Raw genomic sequence first — 21,798 nt, forward strand, 5'->3', positions numbered from 1 at the left:
GATGGATTTGACTAGAGCTCCATTTTTTCGGTTAAGAACCACTGTCTCAACCGGCTTCTTATCACTAAATGAACCAGGTATCAATTCAAGTCCTACCATGTTAAAAAATATGTCTAAAGATTTTAAGCTTCCACTTCTGATAGGACTAGTACTCTCAATTTGGGGATTTAAATCTATAAAGTCAGAGAACCCGTCGAGCGAGTCGACACCTCCCAACCTTATTTTCGTACTTGCCGATCAATGGAGGTCGGATGCGGTGGGTTATATGGGAAACCAAGATGTCATCACTCCAAATTTGGACAGGTTGGCACAAGAGAGCCTGGTTTTTGAAAATGCCGTGACGGTCATGGCGGTGTGTGCACCCTGGAGGGCCAGCTTTTTAACAGGACAGTATCCCCTGACAAACGGGGTGTTTTACAATGACAAACCTCTTCCCAATGAAGCCCTGACGCTTGCTGAGATATATAAGGAAAAGGGTTACAAGACCGGATATATCGGGAAGTGGCATTTGAATGGACATGGAAGAGAAGAGCATCCATTCAGTGCAAGGGACAAGCCGGTTCCAAAAGATCGCAGACAGGGATTTGACTATTGGAAGGTAAGGGAAGTAACCCACGATTATAACAACTCCTTTTATTTTGACGAGAATGATCAGAAACAGGTTTGGACAGGGTATGACGCCTTTTCCCAGACAGACAGTGCCATCTCCTACATCAGAAAAAACAGGGAAAATCCATTTTTGATCATGTTGTCATGGGGACCGCCCCATAATCCTTACCATACCGCCCCTGAGGAATACAGGAAGCTCTATGACCCCGCAAAGATTACACTCAGGGAAAACGTACCGGAAGAATTCCAGGATAGTGCCAGGCAAATCATCGCCGATTATTATGCCCATATCACCGCATTGGACAAGGCTATGGGCGATCTTTTGGCAGCGGTAGAAAAGGAAGGCCTATCGGATCACACGATTATCGTTTTTACTTCAGAGCATGGGGATATGCTGTTTTCCAAGGGGGTCTTGAGAAAACAGCGTCCTTACGATGAGTCTATCAAAGTTCCGATGCTGATTCGATATCCGGAAAAACTGGCCAAGCCCCGAAAGATCAAGGGCCCCATCAACACACCGGATCTATTGCCAACTTTGCTTGGACTCAGTGGGATCAAAGTACCGAAAACCGTTGAAGGAACGGACTTTTCAAAGCCTTTGGTCGAAGGCAAGGACATTTCCAGTGAGGGAGCCCTGATCATGTTACCCGTTCCATTTCATGAATGGCAGTTTATGAATGGAGGGAGGGAATTCCGGGGTATCAGAACAGATAGATACACCTATGTCAAAGATTTGAAGGGGCCTTGGCTTTTATATGACAATCAGGAAGATCCTTTCCAACAACAGAATCTAGTGGGTAGAGCCCAGTTCAAAAATCTTCAGGACAGGATGGAAAAGGTGCTAAAAGCCAAGCTGAGGCAAACAAAGGATGAATTTCTGCCGGCCGATGATTATATGACACAGTGGAACTACCTCTATGATAATCGAGACAGCTTAAGGAATGAGAACTATCTCCTGATCAATAGGTGATTCTTGGAAAAATCTCTGGAAAGGAAGGAATTGCAGATTGCTCAGTACAGGAGCTCAGCAAGTGTGTTTTTTTCAACGCAAAGACGCAGAGGACGCAAAGCTTGCGCAAAGGGGAATTGCAAATTCCTTTAGCAAAGCGTAGCTACTCCCGACACTTGTTGAGGATTAGGCTTAGTCACATTTATGTTTCTGCTACGTTCAGCTGGGGGATTTAAGATTGTTCTGTTGCTGTCTAAATTGTTTTTGAGATTTATTCAAATACCCAAATGTCTTTCCTATTCCAATTGTAAGTTGGGAGAAGGAGTCTAGATCGTAGTAATTCACAAAGAGCTCAAAATACTTGGTGTAAAATGTAGCCTGTGTTATAACTTCTTTTCGAGTTCCATAGAGTGCTACTTTTCCACTTATTAATGTTCTCACAGGTTTGGTGTTTATCCAAGTTCCAACACCCACAACTGGAGCTGAGAAATTTTGAGTTGCATCAGATACCAGGTTACTAAAGTTAAGATTGCTGTATCCAGCTGTCAATCTAAAATTCCCATAGTTGAAACTGGTTTCGAATGAATTGGTGACCGAATTGAAATCGTTAAAATTCACTCTTCTGTGATACCAATTCAGGTCAAGATCAAAATCACAATTAAAAATGAAATGCTTGTATTCAAGCTTCCCATTAAGGAAGTGGTTGCCCTTAAGGTTAGATTGAAAAGCAATACCAGGTATCAATGTTCCTTTGCTGAAGTTAGGGAAAGCAAAATCAATCTGCCCTCCAATTGGATTGTAGTTGATTCCAACTAATGAGTAAATACTGATGCTCTGTGAATCAAAGAAATCAATGTTACAATCTGGTTTTAAAGTAACTGAAATTGAGTTTTGACCTTTTAATTCAATTTTTTTTGTGATGAAGCCAATAAAGGAGATTTCAAGTGTAGCATTTGGATTACTTACTGTTAAATGGAAGTTTCCTTCCAAGTCGGAAAGTGTTTCATTTTTGGTTCCCAGTTCAAGAATTTTTGCACTGGGTATTCCTAAACCATCTTCATTGGATATTATCGTTCCCTTGACTTCAACTTGAGCAATACAAATTGATGCTGATAGTAGAAAAAACAGGAGGCTTATTGTTCTTTTCAAGGGGAAGCGGAAATGCATATTTCAAAAATAGAAAGGGGAAGAGGTTCCCGAAAATTGTCGAGGACTACGCTTAGTCACATTTATGTTTCTACTACGCTCAGCTGGGGGATTAACGTTTCCGATTATCAGCGTTTCTGTTTTTGGGTTTATTTGGTGGACTAAAAATCTATGCTGAACTGTAATCATATCGTTTCTTTAAAGGGATTACGGTGGCGTGTATGAGCAGTAGCGGATTTTAACCCACTAAACTATCAGATAGTACCGACCTTTGATTTATAGTTTTATGTTTCAAAGTAGCACTTAACCCGCTATTGCTTATACACAATGTTGTGCCTTCGTTGTTTTTCATTCAGTATCGTTTTCTGCGTTGGAAAAGACATACTCTTTGACAAGTTTTGGCTTGTGCGGTTGGCTTTCTAGCGACTTGGCAATGTGTATGGCTTTAGGTGAAGGGATATCTTCTAAATACGTTAATAAATGTTCAGCCCAAGCTTTTGATAGTAATGGAGGAACTGCATTTCCAACTTGTACATAATAATTTCTTTGTGTTTTTGAAACCAGTTGAAAATCATCAGGGAATGATTGAAATCTTAATCCCTCTCGAATAGTAATCATTCTATCTTCTTCGTAATGGATGTTACAACCAATATTTGGACGATTGAAGTGAGTGTTAATAGTGTAATTTGGCATTTCAGGATCAAGTCTTCCATAAGTTGTAGTTCTTCCTCCTGTGCTCTTGAAATACATAATTCTTTTTGTTGAAACACTATCAGGAATATCCATATAATTACCACCTGGTTTAACGTGGCTAATAATTTCTTTGTCTGTTGGGCTAGAATAAGGTACTATATGTAAAGTTGTTTTGTCAGCATTTTTTCGCATCAACTTTTGATATTCATTTTTTGGGTAGTGTTTATATTTTGTTTCTCCATTTTCTGACGGAGAATCCAAATCAGATATTGCTTCAAAAGAAGAAATCCATTTTCTTTTTCCTTCTTTCTTCTCAAAATGGGTTTGCGGTGGAGCTGAAATATCAACTCCTATTTTGTTACCAATAATAAATACTCTTTTTCTTCTTTGTGGAACACCGTAATCAGCAGCATTTAGTGTGTAAATATTTATGTGATACCCAATGTCCTCAAATGCTTTTTTCAAGTTGTCAATTACCTTTGAGCCATCAACTGCTTTAGAGGATTTAATTCCTGTAACATTCTCGAAAAGAAATATTTTTGGTTGAACTTTATTAACAACATCTAAGTAAGAATACACTAAGGCTGATCTATTATCATTAGGGTCTCGTTTGCCAATTCCTGAAAAGCCTTGACAAGGTGGGCCACCAATTATAATGTCAGCATTTGGGATTGTATCTAAATTAATTTTTGTAATATCTTCATTTATTATATGGTCTCCAATGTTCAATCTGTAAGTATCACAGGCATCTTTCAAAATGTCATTTGCCCATATTAATTCATAGCCAGCCTGTTTAAATCCTAAATCTAAACCGCCACATCCTGAGAATAAGCCTATTACTTTAATCTTGTTCTTTTTCATATTCTTCTGTCTTCTACTAGGTCTGCTAAAAAGAGTTCAAAGAAGTTTGTCAGCTCAATGCTTGAATTGAATCCTAAATTATTCTTGGAAAAAATAATTTTCGAAATCTCTTCATCCAATAATCTTCTTGGTGTTGTTAATCCTTCGTCTCCGCTTACTGCTACACTTAAATTGTTAAGATTTTCAAAAGCAGAAACAACAGAATCTATTTCAGCTTTTGAAAGCAGTCTTATGTTAGGTACTTTGAGTTCATTAATGTGAAAACCTTCCAATTTCCTTAAACCCTCTTGATTATTTGAATGAATTTCAAATTGAATTTGACCAAAGCAAGAATTAAGGTATGCAGTTATAAATTTGATTTGACTCGAACTCGAGATTGATGGATTGATACTGCCATTTTGAAATCCAGAGAGATAAAAGAAATTAGTAGAAAGTACTACAGGTGCAGAAAAGGGATTGTAATAACAAGTATGTTTAGTTCTTTCGGCTCTAGGAATTAGAATATCAAAAGAAATCTTATTTCTAAATGCTGCATTTACAATTTGCCTCCATTTGTCTGAATCTGTTGCATTATTTGTGCTAAATATTGAGTTAAGCGAAGCATCTGCTTGATGACTAGGATTTAACCCATTTGGCGAATTGTCGTCATATTGACTTGGAAAATGTATTGCAGGCTCTTCTTCTAAATTTGCTTGTTCTAAGATTAATTTTCTAACACTTCTACTGTTTTTAATACCAAAACCCTTATTTGAATTTAAAATTCCCGAATAAGGCGATTTTGTAAAATCAGGAAAAATAATTTTTGAACCACCACTATTTTCTGCTCCTCCACGTCTTTTGTTAACAAAAAAGGTGTCTAGTGGTTCTAAGAACGAAAGAGAATCCAAAGTCTGAAATTTTTCTTCTGGGTCATTGAAAAACATTTTCCAATTTGCAGAAGGGTCTATATTCCTATCTGTTACCTTTAATGTGTAATTTGCTGTAACTAAAGAATTATTTGAAGAGGAAAGAATTGATTTAATATCATTTGGTCTAGCTAATAGGTCGGAATCAATAATCCTTAAAAATTTAATTTGGGTTGACGGCTGTTTACTTAAAACAGTAATTACAGTTGTTACCTTGAAGTCCTCGAAGTAATTCCTTGGATACAAAATTATAGATTCAACTTTGTCTAAAATGAATTGCTTTAAATGTTCACCTTCTTCATTGTTTAAGAATTTAGCCATTAAAATTAATCCTGCTCTACCTTGAGGGTTTAAGTAGTGCCAAGAATAATTTGCGAAGTAAAAATATAAATTCGGCTGTGATGCAAGAGTCACGAAATTTGTTTGTCCGTTGTTTGTTATTGCATTGTTCATCAAAGCCTTATCAGCAATGGTTATTGGTGCGTCAGGATTGTCATTTCTTAAAAAAGGAGGATTCATCAATAAAACATCATAGCTAGCGATATTTGGATTATCAAAAGTATTCCCTGTGATAATATTTGCATTGGTGGAACTGTCTACACCAGAAAGATTTTTGGAAACAAGCCGAAAAGTAGCTAATTGAGCTAAAAATGGGTCAATTTCAATTCCATTAACTTGATTCAGTAATTGATTATGAGATTTAGTTATTGTATTAGAAAGGCTCAAAATATTTAAGTAGTCGTATGCAGCATCTAATAAAGCTCCATCACCTGAACAAGGATCAATTACAGTTGAGTTTTCATTTTCGATTGTAACTGTTGCCAATAAAATGGATAACTCCGTATCAGACATAATTTTACCTTTCTTATGAAGTGTATTTTTGTCATAAACTTTTGAAGTCAATAGGTTAAAAATATACTCAGGCAAGGGGTTGTCGGAAACCGCTTGAGAACTATAGCTATTTAAAGCTTGGATAGTATTTTTGAAGTATTGAATAATCGATGAACTGAAATTTTCAGGAAATATTCTATCTGTTGAATTCGGGTGATTCGAAAAAACTTGATTGAAATCTAACTGTATTACTCGGTTGTAATTATTGGTTAGTTTTGTAACGAATGTTTGAAGATTGTCATTAGCTAGTGGAAAAGTTCTGAAATAGCTTTGATTTGGATTACTCGTTTGATTATAATAATCTTTTAGGTAAGCAAATGCCAACAATCTGAAAAACTCATAAAGTGAAATTTCATCAGCTAAGTCTTTGTTTAGTTGTAAACTATTACTAACACTCTGATAATTTTGAACAAACGTGTCAATTATCGGCTGCCAATTATTATCCCAGTCAGGCTGAGTACGATTATATATAATTGGTAATATTTGTTCAAATGTTGCCTGAAACTCAATGCTTGTTTGCGTTGCATCTCGATTTTGAGGGTTAAATGGAGTATGAGATTTTGGGTTTCCCTTTAGGATGCAAGTTGAAATAGGTCCTTGCCTGTCTGCAAATAAGATTAACTCCTCAATATTCGTCAGACAAAAATACTTTGGATAATTTGGTTCCCAGTATGGCGAGAAATCAGAAACATAAGACCTTGATTGGTTTTGAAATCTTTGGGACGTAACGTCACGAGCTGTTTTTTTGACTTCTATTACAAAAATGTATCTATTTGAAGATTTCAGCTTAATAGCAAAGTCAGGAATGATTGTACTATTTGGAATAGACGGATGATGAACTAATTCCATCACCGAATCATAGCCACAATTTACGATAGCACTATTAATAGCATTTTCAACGACAGGATGAAATCCAGTAACTTCATCAGAGTTATACCAAAGGTTTATCATTTTAATTCAAGTATTCTTTTATCTCATTATTTAAATCATCAATTGTTAATGATGAACTGGTTTTTTCATTGTATGCGTCAATCAACACTAAATCAATTTGTTCAATTATCTGCTTTTGTTCGTTTTCATACCTGCTCACGTACATCAATTCTGTTCCTAGTAATTCTAATTTTTTAATGCTGTGTTCTGAAAGCTTATTAAAGTCAATAATTTTTACTTCTTTAAACTCGTAAAGCTGTATTTTTCTTAAACCATTTCCCTGACTTCTTGATTTACCAAGTGTATTTAATCTCGTAAAAGATGAGTTTAAAATTGAAAAATTAGCTAATTCATTATCCTTGATATTGAGAATATAAAAGTTATCAGAAGCCAAAAACTTATTTGGATTATAAATGAAATCAATATTTTTTCGTAAATAATAATTGAAGATAAAATTGCCTGTTGCTTTCAAATTGATTTTATACCAATCTCTTTTAGTTTGAATATCTCTTTTTACAGCTATAAACTTTTTGGCAGGGGTTTTTAAAATTTCATTTTTGACTGATTCTAAATATTGTCTAGTTTCATTAGAGATTGACCCATTAACTGCTAGGATATAAGCGTTTTCTTGGTTTACAGTGTAGGTTTTAATCTGTGAAACATCTTTGACAATCGGTTTTAGCTCAGGAAGTTCATTTTTTGAGAAAATAAAATGGCTATTTACTACTGCCGATGTTCCTCTTTGGATTGGTTGAGAAACAATTGTTTTAAGTTCTTTAAATAAGCTGGATTTGAAATTGATTATACTGTTATTGTTGAAGCTATAAGTCAATAATTCTTGCTGCTTAAGTTTTAAACAATTTGTATTTAAGCCATTATAAGCTTTTAAATCGTTCAAATCAGTCAGTGGATAATATGATATAGATTTCTTATGACTCTTATCTTTTATAAATTTTATTACAGTAGCACCTATTTCTACATTTTCAAAAGCACTTTTCTTGAAATGATAAATACTTTCTAAACGTCCTAGTTTAAGGAGTGATTCTTTTAAAAATTTCCCAAAACTACTGTAAAGCCAACTGTCATATATAACGGCAACCATTACTCCGTCTTCCTTTAAATGTAAAATTGACTTCAATAAAAAATAGATATATAAATTTGATTTTGAAGGAATAGTTGATAACAAAGAAGATTCGTTGTATCTGATTCTATCTTTTGAATTAGCACCGTCTGATAATAGTTCTTGCCTTACATAAGGCGGGTTTTGGATAACTAGGTCGAACTTTTCGCTAACCGGTAAGTCAAAGAAACTACCCTTAATTAAATTTCTATTTGGCCTTTCGTAAAACCTGTTTATTTCTTCAGTGATTAGGTTAAGGTCAATTTCAATTCCTTTTAAATGACAATATGCAAAGTCTTCAGTCATTGCACTAAAAAAAGTGTTTGGGCCAATACAAGGATCAAGTATGGAAGAATTTGACTTTAAAGCATCTCGTAGTAAACCAACCATAAACTTGGCTAGAATTGCAGACGTAAAAACCTGTCCTAAATTTTCATCTTGTTTAGGTTTATTAGTTTTAGTCTCAAAATCCTGGGAAAAGAATAGTTCCAACTGCTCCTCAAAGGTTTGTGCACCCTCTTCTAATTCTTTATATGGTTCACAGACTTGATTAAGCATTTTTAAAGTTTTTATATTTCAATTGTTCCTCAGCAACTTTCAAAGCTGTTAAAGCCGATTCTTCGTCTCTGACAATTGAATAGACTTTATTAGCTAACCATAAAGAATCAAGCTCGTCAATAGGTGTTTTGAAAAGTTTGCTCAGCTTTGATAAGTCGTCTCTTTTCAGTGGCTTTTGGTCATTTTCTACTTTGCTCAAAAATCCTTCACCAATTCCAAGTTGATATGCAAGTTCTCGTTGCTTAAGTCCTGCATTTTCTCTCAGTTCTCTTATTTTTTGCCCAAGCGTCATTGTCTTAATTTGTACTTGTCCTAATTTGGTCAAAAATAATAAATTATTCGATAATATTCTTGTCGAGCGAGGGTGAAATTCAAGCTCTTTTGGTTTTTTAGTTCGGGCTTTGCGTGTTGGCAAAAACCAAATGTGCTTGAATGTGGGTTGGCTTTTTTACAATGAGGCACAACGGTCCCGTGTATGAGCAGTAGCGGATTTTAACCCACTAAACTGTCAGATAGCACTGATCTTTGACTTATAGTTTTACGTTTCAAATTAGCACTTAACCCGCTATTGCTTATACACAATGTTGTATGCCCGTGCTTTTTCATTTTCTTTCTGTCAGCGTTGGGACAGCCATACTCTTTGGCAAGTTTTAGCTTGCGCGGCTGTTTTGAGCGACTTGCCAATGTGTATGGTTGGCGGCGTTAGGAATTATATTTATCATAAATATCTCTCAAAAAGTGAAACCCTTTCTCCCCGTGTAAAAGGCATATTTTATCTGCAATGTCCTTTAACCCCTTGTCATACAGACCTTCTACGATTTCTTGAAGTTTTCCTCTTGAAATATCATAGCTCACCTCTTTTTTGAATATTTCTATTAAAATGTTTCCGACTTTTTCAGAGCAATTCTTTATGTGCTTTGATAGCGACTCTATTATTGAATATCGATCTCGCTGATTTATGTAAACAGCAGAATTCAGTAATACTTCATACAATTCATCATCTATTTCTTCAACACTATTTAACCACTTGCAACAACCTGAAAGAATATATGAGTCAAGTTCTTTATCCTCCATTTTGATTGCTTTGTGGTAAAGTGCAACCCAAAACGGTTTGATTTTGGATGTGACGCTTTTCTCAAACGGAAACCGAGGACTCCAGAAGAAATAAATTAAACTTGATAAAACATTTTCGCTTTTTGAGTTTATCAATGCTTGAATAATATCATTGTCGATAACAATAGATTCAAATTCGTATAAATAAGCTGTACAAATCTGCTGTATCAAGCTGTTCTTTGCTTCACCAACTATAAGGTCATTTGATAAGGCCTCCTGAAGATGAGAGCCTTCTATGAATAATTTGAAGTGTATTCTGTTTGGCCGTCTATGATGAAAGAAATAGCCACTAATAGATGCCGACCAATTGGTTTTAGAGTCCAAAGGAAATAGTTTGTTAAAATTTTGGATCATCCAATTTTCGTCTAGGTAGTGGATATTTGGTAAAAATTGTCCGATTACATAAAAGAGTAGGGGATTATCATCTTTTGATTCAATTTTTTGTGTTATCAACTCCTGTACATCATTATCCCAACGATTACTCTCTTTTCCTTCTAAGCGAGCCAATCTTAATGAATATTGAAATAGGGCCATAAAGATCTTTCCTTTCGAGTTATTGAGCACAGTCATTGATAGATCTGAATGATCAAAAACAGGGTAATTATCATTTTTGAGAATATTGAACAAAATCTCTTTGACTATCGGAAGATCCTCAGGATTAAATGCATGATTATCGTTTTGAAGACCATTTTCAATAAAGGAAATTAGGCTTGAAACAAACCAGCGACAATAGTTGTCATCAGAGTTATGCGATGCCCAAAACTCTTCTTTCTGAATTATTTCTAATACGACATTAAATACTTTCGCACATTCAAACTTCTTTTTTTCATCTCTCCAACTTTCACCAAGTCCTCTTATCCAAGAATATTGTATTTGTGAAGGAGCCTCAACTATTGGCGTACAGTCAACGATATACTTCTCTGGATTTTTCCGAACTGTCATAGTAAGCATATCAATTAGCCCATCCACTGATGGCCCCACGAAATCATGATGTTGTTGATTGAAATCATGATAGTAACTGATTATTTCTTCCATGTTCATTTCATCAATCTCATTCATTGTGAGAGGCGAAATGGTTCCAGTAAGACTTGAATGCCATGAATCAAATCCAGGATGTTCAACGTCAGCATCATTGATCTTATCGAGTTCCTTTATTAAGTCTGTAACTTTTTTTGAGCCATTTGGTATTAAGGAGGTTAGCCACTCTTTTTTTCGATATGCTATCGACCGGTCAATTTTATCTTGATCATCCTTAAACTCTTCAGGTATATAATATTCCTTTGAATTGATCCAATCAATTATTTGGTCTATCTCTTTAGCAGAAAAACTTGAGCAATGCTCTTTGAGTAATTCATAAACCTCATGTTTGGTAAGTGTTAGGTCTAGTGGGTTATCTAGGTCCCAGAAAAGCTCTTTAAACTCATTATATCTAATGCGAATAGTGTGAATTGAAATCCGACTAAAAATTGGATGTTCTTTGAGAAGGAGTTCCTTTAATGTATTGGCTACTTCCTTTGAATCTAATTTCTCAAGTGTGTCTCTTAAAAGATAGACTAATTGACAATCATACTTGTCGGTGAATGAAGTTTGTTCATGGTTTTCAATTGCAGGAATTGAAATATTGTTGAAAGAAGATTTATCAATCTCTATAACTTCAATAATTTTTTGCAAGCTGATGTTCAAAATATCTATTCCGAGAATAGGAATTAACTTCTCCTTGTAATCAGATAGTATTCTTTGAAATTCATAGCTACTAAATATTGAATGTACTTTTTCGAATGTGTCGCTAGTAACTCTATGAGTTAGCAGTACTTCAATACTTTTCAACAATAGGTCCTTATTTCCTATTGATATCAATCTTTCTAAAAGGTCATTAAAACTATGCCCTATTAAACCGTCCCATTTACCCGTGAGGCCAATTTTTATATATTCAAAATGTCTGTCATCTAGATATTCTTCAGGCAGTGTACAAATAAGCTTGAACACAGCATAGTCAGTTTTATAATTCTCAACTCTTTGCCCATCCTCAGCTCTAAATTGAGATATGTTATCAATAATTCTAACAAGTGACTCTGTTGTATCCTTATCTGGTTTCTCTAAGTTTTGTCTTGCAACTTCTTCAAGATAGGTCAATACAGCCCAATAAGGCATAGAATAAAATCCAGGATTATCTTCTGCCTCTAGTGGTTCCGGATTTTTCGAACCAACAAAATATTCTTCCTTTTCAAGAAATAACAGCCATTGTCGATGTTTTAAGCCATTGAAAAAATATAAAAACCTAGAATCCTCTTTAAGCAAATTTGGCAAAGCATTTAAAACCTCTCTCGAAGGCTCAGTCATTCTGAGGATACCATCTAAACGATCCGCAATTGCATAGTAATTGCCAACCAAGAATGCCAGAATATCTTCAAATTGGCGCCATAAATTGTCAAAAGCTTCTTTTTCCCTAGGATCTTTCCATACACCATGTCGATGGGCATATTTTGGGAATTGCTTTGCAACTTTATACCATTGCTTAACAAACTCGGTTTCGTCATCTAAGCCTAATGAATGGATGATAGACTCCTTGTGACCTATCTTCCTATTTAATGGTCTTGAGCACGCTTCGCAAAGTTCCATATCTTCAAGACTTTTGGGTGTCAGCACATCACGCAATCCACTTTCAATTTCCCTTGATAGATGGCCAAGTAAGTATGGTTTAGTATCCAAATCCATTTCGGACAATGTCACGCCATCATGGTAGAAAGCAGCAATCTCTGTTCCTATTGAACTTAGGCCTTTATGAATTTCCAATTGACGGTCCGTCATTTCAATATCTTGTTAGCGTTGGCAAAAAATAGCTCTTTTGGTTTTTCAGCTTGTGCCAGTGTGTTGGCAAAAACCAAATGTGCTATTTGTGTAGTCGGCTTTTTTAGCATGGCATACAACTTATTTATTTGTCCAGGTTTTCCGTACCTATATTCCAAATATGGATGGCTATGTACGGTTTTTATGCTTTTTATTTTTTTTCAAAAATCAGGGAGGTGTCCCTGCTCAGTTTTAAAACTGACTGAAAATAGTCTTTAGTTTTTAATTAGCCAAGGATTTAGGAGTGGAAAGAAAAAAACTTTGTCTGCTCTGCGCCTTGGCAGGAGGGAAACTTAAATCCCGTCCAGGCTTCTTCGCTTGTCCTGTCCGTTCTTCTTGAATTCGCTGGGAGTCATGCCGGTTTCTTTCTTGAACTGGGCACTCAGATAGGCCACGGAACTATAGCCCATGCGGAAGGCGATCTCGGAAAGACTGAGTTCGTCGTAAAAAAGGTATTCCTTTACCTTCTCGATCTTTTGCCGGGTATAATAGCGCTCGATGGTGATACCCTCTACTCCCGAAAACAACTTGCTCAGTCCTGTATATTCCTGATTCAGCTTCTCGGACAAAAAAGTGGATAGGTTCTCATGAATGGAGTTTTCCTGATGATGCACCAGCTCAATGATCAGGGTTTTGATCTGGGAGATCAGGGCAGATTTTCCGGATTCCAGGAGTTCGAAGCCTCTTTGCCTGAGCAGTTGGCCTAGTTTCTCCTTTTCTGCATCAGAAATGGAAAGTGTCAGGCTGACTTTTCCCAATTCCACTTGGGCTTCCAGATGTTCATGGACAAAAATCTCCGCCACTGCTTCTATGCAGCGGGGACAGACCATGTTTTTGATATACAATTCCCTGGATTCCATACCTGCCTTTATCTAGGATTAAAAGTGCTGGATACTAAATTAAGTTCCTGTATTCCCAAAACCCAATCAAGACCCGGGCTCAGAGGAGGGATTTTTTCTTTTTGGTCCCCAAAGTGAGCAAAATGATGGTGATCAAAATGAACAGGGTACCCAGCCAGTCCATGGCCTGAAAGGAAACGCCCAACCAAAAAACGGCTACCAGAGCAGCGGCAAGGGGTTCTACAGAGCACATCAAGCTGGCCGTGGTCGCTCCGATGATGGTAATGGAGGTCAGGAAAATGTAAAAGGCCAGGATGCTTCCGATCAAGATGATGTAGGCAAAAGCAAGCCAGGTTTCCATATCCCAGGTTCCGCTGATCTGTAGGGGTTTGCTATAAAATGAAAAAGCCAAACCACCGATGAGCATGGCCCAACCGGTCACGCTTCCGGGGGAATATTTTTTGAGCAGTTGAACCGGGTGAATGGTGTAAAAAGCCAGTGAAATGGCAGACAAAATCCCCCATAAAAGTGCCTGTTGGGAAATGACCAGTTCTTCGAAACTTCCATGCGTGACCAACAGAAAGGTGCCGGAAAGCGCCAGTCCAAGGGAGGCATATTCCAAAACCAAAGGCCATCTTCTGTGTTTGATGGCATAGAAGGCCACGACAAACAAAGGCCCAATGTACTGGAGCACGGTGGCAGTAGCCGCATTGGATAGGTTGATGCTGTAGAAATAGGTGAACTGTACCGCCACCATTCCGAGAATACTGAAAATCAGCAACTGGATCAGGTCTTTTCGGTTTTTCCAGATTCGGACGACATCCGGGTCTCTTTTGGCGATGGAAAATAGAATGAGTAGAATTCCTGCAATCAGCAACCTGCATCCAACCAGCCAGGCCGGATCTATGCCTTTTTGTTCAAAAAGAAACTGGGCGCAGGTTCCCGAAACTCCCCAAAATATGGCAGCAGATAAGGCCATAGCCAAGGCAGAAAATGTTTTGGGATGTGCGAGCGCTGTCATGGGTGGTGGGTGTTAGAATCCGCGAATTTAATCGCCTTTCCCATAGCTTGGTTTGCCCGGGGAAAAAATAATAGCTGAGTTCGGAATTCGAAGGGGAAACTTGGCTTCTGTTTTTAGAAAATAGGATGGTTCACAATCCTGCCATTAGTCAAATTTCGTATGCTAAAACTGACCTAGTACTAGCCATGGTATATCATTTTTACCGCAAAGCCGCCAAGGACACAAAGAAGTCCGCAAGGGTTGATTTTTGGTTTTTCAAGTTTCGTTGTCTTTAATTTTTCCAGTATGGCCTAGAGCCTGAAAAGAGAGGCAAATAACCTATAGGAGACAATAGAGCCATTTTCTTTGCGCTATACTTTGCGCCTTTGCGGTAAGAAAAAAGACACAGGTATGTATCCTGTTTTTTCCTTTTACCTAGCCATGGCATATCATTTTTACCGCCAAGCCGCCAAGGACACAAAGAAGTCCGCAAGGGGTTGGTTTTTCAAGTTTCGTTGTAATAATTTCCCCAGTATATCCTAGAGCCTGAAAAGAAGGATAAATAACCTATAGGAGATAATAGAGCCATTTTCTTTGCGATATACTTTGCGCTTTTTGCGCCTTTGCGGTAAGAAAAAAGACTCATGGATGTATCCTGTTTTTTCTTTTTACCTAGCCATGGCATATCATTTTTACCGCCAAGCCGCCAAGGACACAAAGAAGTCCGAAAGGGTTGGTTTTTGGTTTTTCAAGTTTCGTTATAATAATTTTCCCAGTATGGCCTAGAGCCTGAAAAGAAGGATAAATAACCTATAGGAGACAATAGGGCCATTTTCTTTGTGCCATACTTTGCGATTTTTGCGCCTTTGCGTTAAGAAAAAAGACTCATGGATGTATCCTGTTTTTTCCTTTTACCTAGCCATGGCATATCATTTTTACCGCAAAGCCGCCAAGGACACAAAGAAGTCCGCAAGGGTTGGTTTTTGGTTTTTCAAGTTTCGTAGTAATAATTTCCCCAGTATGGCCTAGAGCCTGAAAAGAAGTATAAATAACCAATAGAGCCATTTTCTTTGCGCCATACTTTGCGCTTTTTGCGCCTTTGCGGTAAGAAAAAAGACACAGGTATGTATCCTGTTTTTTTCTATTCAACTAGAAACTGGCAAGAAAGCGGATACCCCTATTAGAAAAAAAGCTGAAGTACCAGGAAAAACAGGGAAGGGCAGAGGAGGCAGCCCAGACCGGTGTAAAATGTAGCGGTCACTGCTCCATAAGGCACCAATTTGGGATCGGTTGCTGCCAGTCCGGCAGCCACTCCGCTGGAGGTTCCCATTACTCCGCCATAAGCCATGGCAGCAGCAGGATTGTCCAGACCTATCTTTTTGGCAAGCATGGGCGTGAAAATGGTGACGGCAATGGTTTTCACTACGCCCGTTCCAATGCTCAAGGCAATTACTTCCGAAGAAGCTCCCAAAGCTCCTCCGGTGATGGGTCCCACGATGTAGGTACAGGCTCCTGCTCCGATGGTGCATAAGCTGACCGCATCCGTATAGCCCCAAGCCAGTGCAAGGAGTACTCCGGAAACAAAAAACACGACAATTCCCATGAGTAGGGAAACAAATCCCAGCAAGCCGCTTCTCTGGATCAAGAGAAAACTGGCTCCGGCTGCCGTAGCGACTATCGCAAAGTCCCGAAACATGGAACCCCCTAAGGTGGCAAGCCCATTTAAAACCGGGATATCTGCCAGACCTTTCGTGCCTCCAGTGAAAACTCCTCCCATATAGCCCAACGCCAAGGCCAGGAAAATGGCGATTGCCGAACCGGGAATCCTTCCCCGAAAGAGCAGTTTGGAGATGCGGTCTGAAAAAAGTGCCAGGGCGCCAACTACCAGAAAGGCTACAATCAGTCCGTTTTTATTGATGATTTTGAGCAGTTCTTCCATGTCAGTCTTTTTTAAAAGTTCGGATCAGATAAGGAAAAACCGCAAAACCCAGAAAAACAGGGAGTACCCCGGCAACCAAGGCCAAGCTTCCCGAGCTGAGGGCTGATTTTACGTTCAGAACTGAAGCCATGGCAATGACTACGGGAATGTAAAGCCGGTTCCAGAAATCAATCCCGATTTTCATATCGGCCCGCATCCAGCCTTTCCGCTCCAACTTATCCTGAATCAGCATCAGAATAATCATGGCGAATCCCACACCTCCTACGTTGGCATTGATGCCCAGCCAGGAACCCACCAATTCTCCCAACCATTGTCCGGCCAGAAAGGAGAGGGCTAAAACTGCGAGTCCATAGATCATTTTAAAACAGCTTTTTCAATTCGTTTTTGGTGACTTTTCCCATGGCATTTCGGGGAAGATCTTCCAGGAAGATGTATTTTCTAGGGGTTTTGTACGCAGGCATTCTTTCCCGTAGCCAAGCATTCAATTTACTGCTGTCCAAAGACGAATCAGCTACCAAAGCTGCCACGACGATTTCTCCCCATTCTTCATCAGGAACCCCAACTACGCCACAATCCTTGATTTCCGGGTATTTTCTGAGAATTTCCTCAATCTCCAAAGCAGAGATTTTGTAGCCTCCGGATTTGATGATGTCGATTGAGTCTCGACCCAAAATCCGGTAATAACCCTCATCGACCTGGGCGATGTCTCCGGTTTTGAACCAGCCATCCTCTGTAAAAGCCTTGGCAGTGGCTTCTTCCTTGCCCCAATATTCCTTGAATACCGAAGGGCCTTTGATCTGGATTTCCCCGGGTTCACCGGCGGCTACTTCCTGGTTGTTTTCATCCACCAGTCGTACCTCAACTCCGGGCAAAGGCTGGCCGATATGCCCTGCTTTTCTTTCTCCGGAATAGGGATTGGATATGGCCATTCCGATCTCGGTCATTCCGTACCGTTCCAGCAAATAATGCCCGGAAATGGTTTTCCATTTTTCCATCACTGAAACCGGCAAGGCAGCAGATCCGGAAACCATCAGCCTAAATCGCTGCATTCTTTCCGTTAGGGCCTTTCTATGTGCTTCAGGATAGGATTCAAACTGGGAAATCAATTTGAAATAAATGGTGGGAACGGCCATAAATACATTGACCTTGCCCTCTTCGAAAATCTCAAAAACCCGGGAAGCGCTAAAAGGATGGAGGAATTCTATGGTAGCTCCTGCCCACAGGGCACAGGACATGACATTGATGATTCCATGTACATGATGGAGTGGGAGAATACCCAGGGTATAATCCTCAGAAGACCATTGCCAGGCTTTTACCAAGGTGCTCACCTGATTTTGGATATTGTCATGGGTAGTCAATACGCCCTTGGGTAGGGAAGTGGTCCCGGAAGTATATAGGATCATGGCGCCCCGGTCTGTTTTAATAGCAGGCAGGGTGCTGGAGTCTGTTGCTTTAATTTCTTCCAGTGAAATCAGCTTTTTGGAAGAATGGTTTTTATAGGGGCTTAAGACTTCTCCGTATTCAGGACCGGTTAGAATGAATTCCGCTCCGGTATCCTCAATGACATATTCCAAGGAAGGAAAAGGGTAGGTGATACAGAGGGGAACTGCAATTCCTCCAGCTCTCCAGATTCCCCATTGAACAGCTGTATAATTGAAACCCGGGGAAACCATGAAGGCAACCCGGCTTTGCTTGAGATCAGTTTGTCCCTGTAATAAAAAAGCGGCGACTTCTTGGCTTTTGTCAAGAAGCTGCTGAAAGGTATAGGATCCGGAACCGTCTACTATGGCTATTTTCTCAGCATACTGTTGGGCTTTGTTAACTAATTGGAGCATGGTGGTTTGAGAATTTTTGGAAAGATAAACTACCGAAGTCTAAAATACTTTCCATTGATCAATTGTAGACAAATAAATTCGGTTAAGCGGGTTTAAATGAATAGACCAAAAATAGGGGGAATAAAAAATGCCCTGAATTTTTGGTTCAGGGCATTCCAATTTTTGAATTCTCGAAATTAGTTGGTCTTGGCTTTTGGGGCTTCCGTTTTCTTCACTTTGTCCCCGTCTTTCAATTCTTTACTCACGATGAAGTAAGGTCCGGAAATGATTTCTTCCCCTTCGGTCAAGCCTTCCAAGACCTCGATGTTTTGGAAGTCAGAGATACCGGTCTTGATTTTTTTAAGTTTGGCTGTGCCGTTGTCCATGACAAAAACCAACTCCTGTGCCCGCGTAGTTCCTCCCTCCAATGTATCCAATTTATTATCACGGGTGGTAACTGCTGAAAGTGGAACAGAAAGCACGTTGTTTTTGGCATCCGTCATGATTTCCACGGATGCGGTCATTCCAGGTCGGAACGGGTAGCGGTTGCCCTCAGCGACCAAATCCTGATAAGAGCTGTTCAAAATCCTGATTTTCACTTCAAATTCCGTCACTGCGTCAGCAGAGGCTTTGGCATTTGCTGTATTAGCGATACTGGTCACGACTCCTTTGAATTTTTTTCCGGAGAAAGAATAGGCATCCACATCGATGATGGTGGTGTCTCCCTTGCTCAGTCTTACAATATCATTTTCGTTGACATCCACCCGAACTTCCATCAGAGAAAGATCCGCGATCGTCATCATTTCGGTACCGGCCATTTGTTGGGTACCTACCACACGCTCTCCTTTTTCAACCAACAGGTTGGAAACAATTCCGTTTACCGGGGAATAAACATTGGTGAGTCTGAGGTTTTCAGCCGCCTCGTTGACGGTAGCCTGGGAACTCTTGACGATGAATTCTGAGGCCACTACGTTTTGCTTGGCTGCTTCCAGATCTTTCTGTGCGGTGACATAATTGGCTTGGGCCTGCTCATAGTCCGCATCAGAAATTGCCTTTTGCTCATAGAGTTTTTTCTGTCTGTTGAATTCCAGTTCACTTCTGGTAAACTGCGCCTCGGCACGCTGTAAGCTTGCTTTTGCCTGAGCAAGATTGGCTTGTTGCTGATTGAGGTTGGCCCGGCTTCGGTCCAGGGCAGAAATGAAGTTGTCAGGTCTGATTTTCACCAAAAGTTTTCCGACTTCCACGGAGTCTCCTTCCTCTACATTGAGTTCGATAATCTCCCCGGCAACGTCAGGGCTCAGTTTTACTTCAATTTCCGGTTGGATTTCACCGGAAGCACTGACTTTTTCAATGATCTGGTTTCTTCCAACTTTTGCAATCTCGACAGGAGTTTCTTTTTCTCCACCGATCCAACCTGCAGATCGACCGATCACTGCAAAAAGTATCACTGCCCCAACAATTCCGAGCAGGTAATAAAGAATTTTGTTTGATTTCGTATTGGCCATGGTTTAGTTAAGGTTAATGGGGTTGCCTAAGTAAAAATCAAGGACTTTTACTCTGAATATATAGGTGTATTTGGCATTCAATAGGTCTGCTTGGGCATTGTAAAAGTTGTTTTGCGCTACCTGAAAATCCACGGAATTGATTGCTCCCAGATCAAATCTCTGCTGGGCAATTCGGAAGGATTCTTCCAGGCTCTGAACTCGCTTTTGGGAGGCCTGATAGGACTGTTCTGCTGCCAGAGCTGAATTGTATGCGGATTCTATATCCTGTCTCAGTTGGTTTTTAGCCTCTAGTTCAGCTACTTCAGCGATTTGTCTTTGAACCCGGGCTCTTTGCAAGCTTGCTTTATTATTGAACTGGGAAAAGATCGGGATACTCAACTGAAGGTTGACAGATTGGGAAAGGTTGTTTTCAATTTGGCTTGAAAAACTTGCCGGTTCCATTCCCGGAGCGGCTCGGTCTACGTAGTTGGAAAACAGATTGGCTCCGACACCCAAGGAAGGGAGAAAAGCTCCTCTGGCTACTTTTTCACCATATTCAGCACTTTCCACATTCTTTTCTGCGGCTTTGATTTCGGGCATGACCTCTACGGCGGTATTGTAAATAGCCGAAGGGGTTTCACTGGCCATCAGGGCTTCATTGACCTCCAATTCAGGTTCCACTACATCAAATTCCTCAGTAAAGGGAACCTGCATGGCTTGAGCCAGTTGGAGTTTGGATATTCTCAAGCTGTTTTTAGCATTGATCACTTCCAGTTCATTCGTTGCGTTTTGGGCCTGAAGGTCCAATTTATCAGAAAGAGGGAGGGAACCTGCATCCACCAGTTTGCTTGTTCTTTCCAATTGCTCCCGAGTGGTTTCCAACTGATTTTGGGCGATTTTGACCTGCTCTCTGTTGAATATCACATTGATAAAGAGGTTGATGATATTCAGGGTGATTGAATTCTTGGTAGCCTCGATATTGTACAATCCGGATTGCAGATTGGCCTGTGCCTGATTGATGGAGTTATTCACTCTCATTCCTGCAAACAGGGTGGCATTTGAAGAGGCTGAAACGTTGACGTTTCCGATTCGCTGGGTTTCAAACAAGTTGGTAACCGGGTTGATGGATCTACCCCAACGGTATCCCGTACTAGCTCCTGTGGAGAGGGATGGAAGACGGGATCCTTGATTTTGAAGAAGGGTTGCCTCGTTGGTCAACTGGTTGAGTTCACTTCGCTTGAGAGTCAAATTGTTTTCAAGAGCAATTTCAACAGCCGTTCTCAAGTCAAGGGGTTCTACACTTCCCTGAGAATTGGCCTTGAAAATTAACCCCGAAAACAGGATCAAGCAGAAAAAAAGCTTTTTCATGTGGTTGTTATCGGTCTATATCTGGTATGTATTTTAATTCTTTGACCCATGGTAAGGATCTAAGGTAATCTATTGTAATCTGATTGATTCCCGAATCCATTTCAATTACATGGCAGGCAAGGTCATTTTTGCCTTTCCTGGAAACGGACATGGTTGCAATATTGGCTTTTTCCTGGGCAATGACACTGGAAATAAAAGCAATTGCTCCTGAAATATCCTCAGCTTTGATAATCAAGGTATGTGCCTGAGCAGAGAAATTTGCAACAAAACCATCTATCTCTGCGATATTGATGATACCGCCACCCAAGCTCTCACCCCAAACCTCAATCTTTTGATCTCCTTTTTTGAGGACCAATTTGATGGTATTAGGATGATGGACGGAAGAGTTGCCTATGGATTTAAACTCGAACTTTAGCCCTTTTTCTTTAGCCAGACTCAGTGAATTCTTGATCCGTGCATCATCGGTTTTGAAATCCAATAATCCTCCAATAATTGCCCGGTCGCTCCCATGACCTTCATAAGTTCGGGCGAAGGAATTGTAAAAGGTAATACTTGCTTCGTCCGGGATTCCACCCAAAACTCGAATAGCGGCTCTTGCAATTCGTACAACTCCGGCCGTATGGGAAGAAGAGGGGCCGATCATGACTGGCCCGATCATATCAAAAACACTACTTTTTGAAGGCATAAGGATGATTCACCAATTTTAGTGCTAAGGTAAAAATGTATTTTCAA

General features: G+C 39.5%; 15 protein-coding genes. 1 reads left to right on the forward strand and 14 read right to left on the reverse strand.

Translation table 11 applies throughout. From position 1 onward, the window contains the following. Positions 1 to 109: 109 nt before the first annotated feature. Complete coding sequence (locus P2G54_RS07310) at positions 110 to 1,579, forward strand: sulfatase (RefSeq protein WP_275869714.1); 1,470 nt, start codon at positions 110 to 112, stop codon at positions 1,577 to 1,579. Between the two features lie 198 nt (positions 1,580 to 1,777). Here P2G54_RS07310 and P2G54_RS07315 read toward each other — a convergent pair whose 3' ends face one another. The 14 genes from P2G54_RS07315 to sdaAB form a co-directional block, all read right to left on the reverse strand. Then, positions 1,778 to 2,707, reverse strand: coding sequence for a carboxypeptidase-like regulatory domain-containing protein (locus P2G54_RS07315; RefSeq protein WP_275869715.1), 930 nt, complete (start codon positions 2,705 to 2,707; stop codon positions 1,778 to 1,780). Between the two features lie 345 nt (positions 2,708 to 3,052). Next, complete coding sequence (locus tag P2G54_RS07320) at positions 3,053 to 4,258, reverse strand: DNA cytosine methyltransferase (RefSeq protein ID WP_275869717.1); 1,206 nt, start codon at positions 4,256 to 4,258, stop codon at positions 3,053 to 3,055. Next, positions 4,255 to 7,005, reverse strand: a complete 2,751-nt coding sequence (locus tag P2G54_RS07325; RefSeq protein WP_275869718.1) for a BpuSI family type II restriction endonuclease — start codon at positions 7,003 to 7,005, stop codon at positions 4,255 to 4,257. The genes P2G54_RS07320 and P2G54_RS07325 overlap by 4 nt, the downstream gene beginning before the upstream one ends. 1 nt (position 7,006) lies before the next feature. Then, positions 7,007 to 8,662: an Eco57I restriction-modification methylase domain-containing protein gene (locus tag P2G54_RS07330; RefSeq protein WP_275869720.1), complete on the reverse strand. Its 1,656-nt coding sequence runs from the start codon at positions 8,660 to 8,662 to the stop codon at positions 7,007 to 7,009. Beyond that, a complete protein-coding gene (locus P2G54_RS07335) occupies positions 8,655 to 9,077 on the reverse strand; it encodes a helix-turn-helix transcriptional regulator (protein WP_275869722.1) in 423 nt (140 codons plus the stop codon). Before P2G54_RS07335 ends, P2G54_RS07330 begins: the two co-directional genes overlap by 8 nt. A 287-nt stretch (positions 9,078 to 9,364) precedes the next feature. Continuing rightward, positions 9,365 to 12,583 carry a hypothetical protein gene (locus tag P2G54_RS07340; protein WP_275869723.1) on the reverse strand — a complete coding sequence of 1,073 codons (3,219 nt, stop codon included), beginning with the start codon at positions 12,581 to 12,583 and terminating at the stop codon, positions 9,365 to 9,367. 332 nt (positions 12,584 to 12,915) lie between these two features. After that, positions 12,916 to 13,482 (reverse strand): AraC family transcriptional regulator, encoded by a 567-nt coding sequence (locus tag P2G54_RS07345; protein WP_275869725.1) that lies wholly within the window; start codon positions 13,480 to 13,482, stop codon positions 12,916 to 12,918. Between the two features lie 79 nt (positions 13,483 to 13,561). Beyond that, complete coding sequence (locus P2G54_RS07350; protein ID WP_275869727.1) at positions 13,562 to 14,482, reverse strand: EamA family transporter; 921 nt, start codon at positions 14,480 to 14,482, stop codon at positions 13,562 to 13,564. Between the two features lie 1,159 nt (positions 14,483 to 15,641). Continuing rightward, the gene (gene madM / locus P2G54_RS07355; protein WP_275869728.1) at positions 15,642 to 16,400 is read right to left on the reverse strand and encodes a malonate transporter subunit MadM; all 759 of its coding nucleotides are present in this window, start codon (positions 16,398 to 16,400) and stop codon (positions 15,642 to 15,644) included. Position 16,401: 1 nt separating this feature from the next. Next, complete coding sequence (locus P2G54_RS07360; RefSeq protein WP_275869730.1) at positions 16,402 to 16,758, reverse strand: malonate transporter subunit MadL; 357 nt, start codon at positions 16,756 to 16,758, stop codon at positions 16,402 to 16,404. Position 16,759: 1 nt separating this feature from the next. Then, positions 16,760 to 18,235 carry an acyl-CoA synthetase gene (locus tag P2G54_RS07365; RefSeq protein ID WP_275869732.1) on the reverse strand — a complete coding sequence of 492 codons (1,476 nt, stop codon included), beginning with the start codon at positions 18,233 to 18,235 and terminating at the stop codon, positions 16,760 to 16,762. Positions 18,236 to 18,411: 176 nt separating this feature from the next. Continuing rightward, positions 18,412 to 19,719 (reverse strand): efflux RND transporter periplasmic adaptor subunit, encoded by a 1,308-nt coding sequence (locus P2G54_RS07370; RefSeq protein ID WP_275869734.1) that lies wholly within the window; start codon positions 19,717 to 19,719, stop codon positions 18,412 to 18,414. A gap of 3 nt (positions 19,720 to 19,722) precedes the next feature. Continuing rightward, complete coding sequence (locus tag P2G54_RS07375; protein WP_275869735.1) at positions 19,723 to 21,066, reverse strand: TolC family protein; 1,344 nt, start codon at positions 21,064 to 21,066, stop codon at positions 19,723 to 19,725. A gap of 7 nt (positions 21,067 to 21,073) precedes the next feature. Continuing rightward, positions 21,074 to 21,751 carry an L-serine ammonia-lyase, iron-sulfur-dependent subunit beta gene (gene sdaAB, locus P2G54_RS07380; protein ID WP_275869737.1) on the reverse strand — a complete coding sequence of 226 codons (678 nt, stop codon included), beginning with the start codon at positions 21,749 to 21,751 and terminating at the stop codon, positions 21,074 to 21,076. Positions 21,752 to 21,798 lie beyond the last annotated feature (47 nt).

It is taken from the genome of Algoriphagus sp. CAU 1675, from assembly GCF_029222925.1.
GTDB lineage: Bacteria > Bacteroidota > Bacteroidia > Cytophagales > Cyclobacteriaceae > Algoriphagus.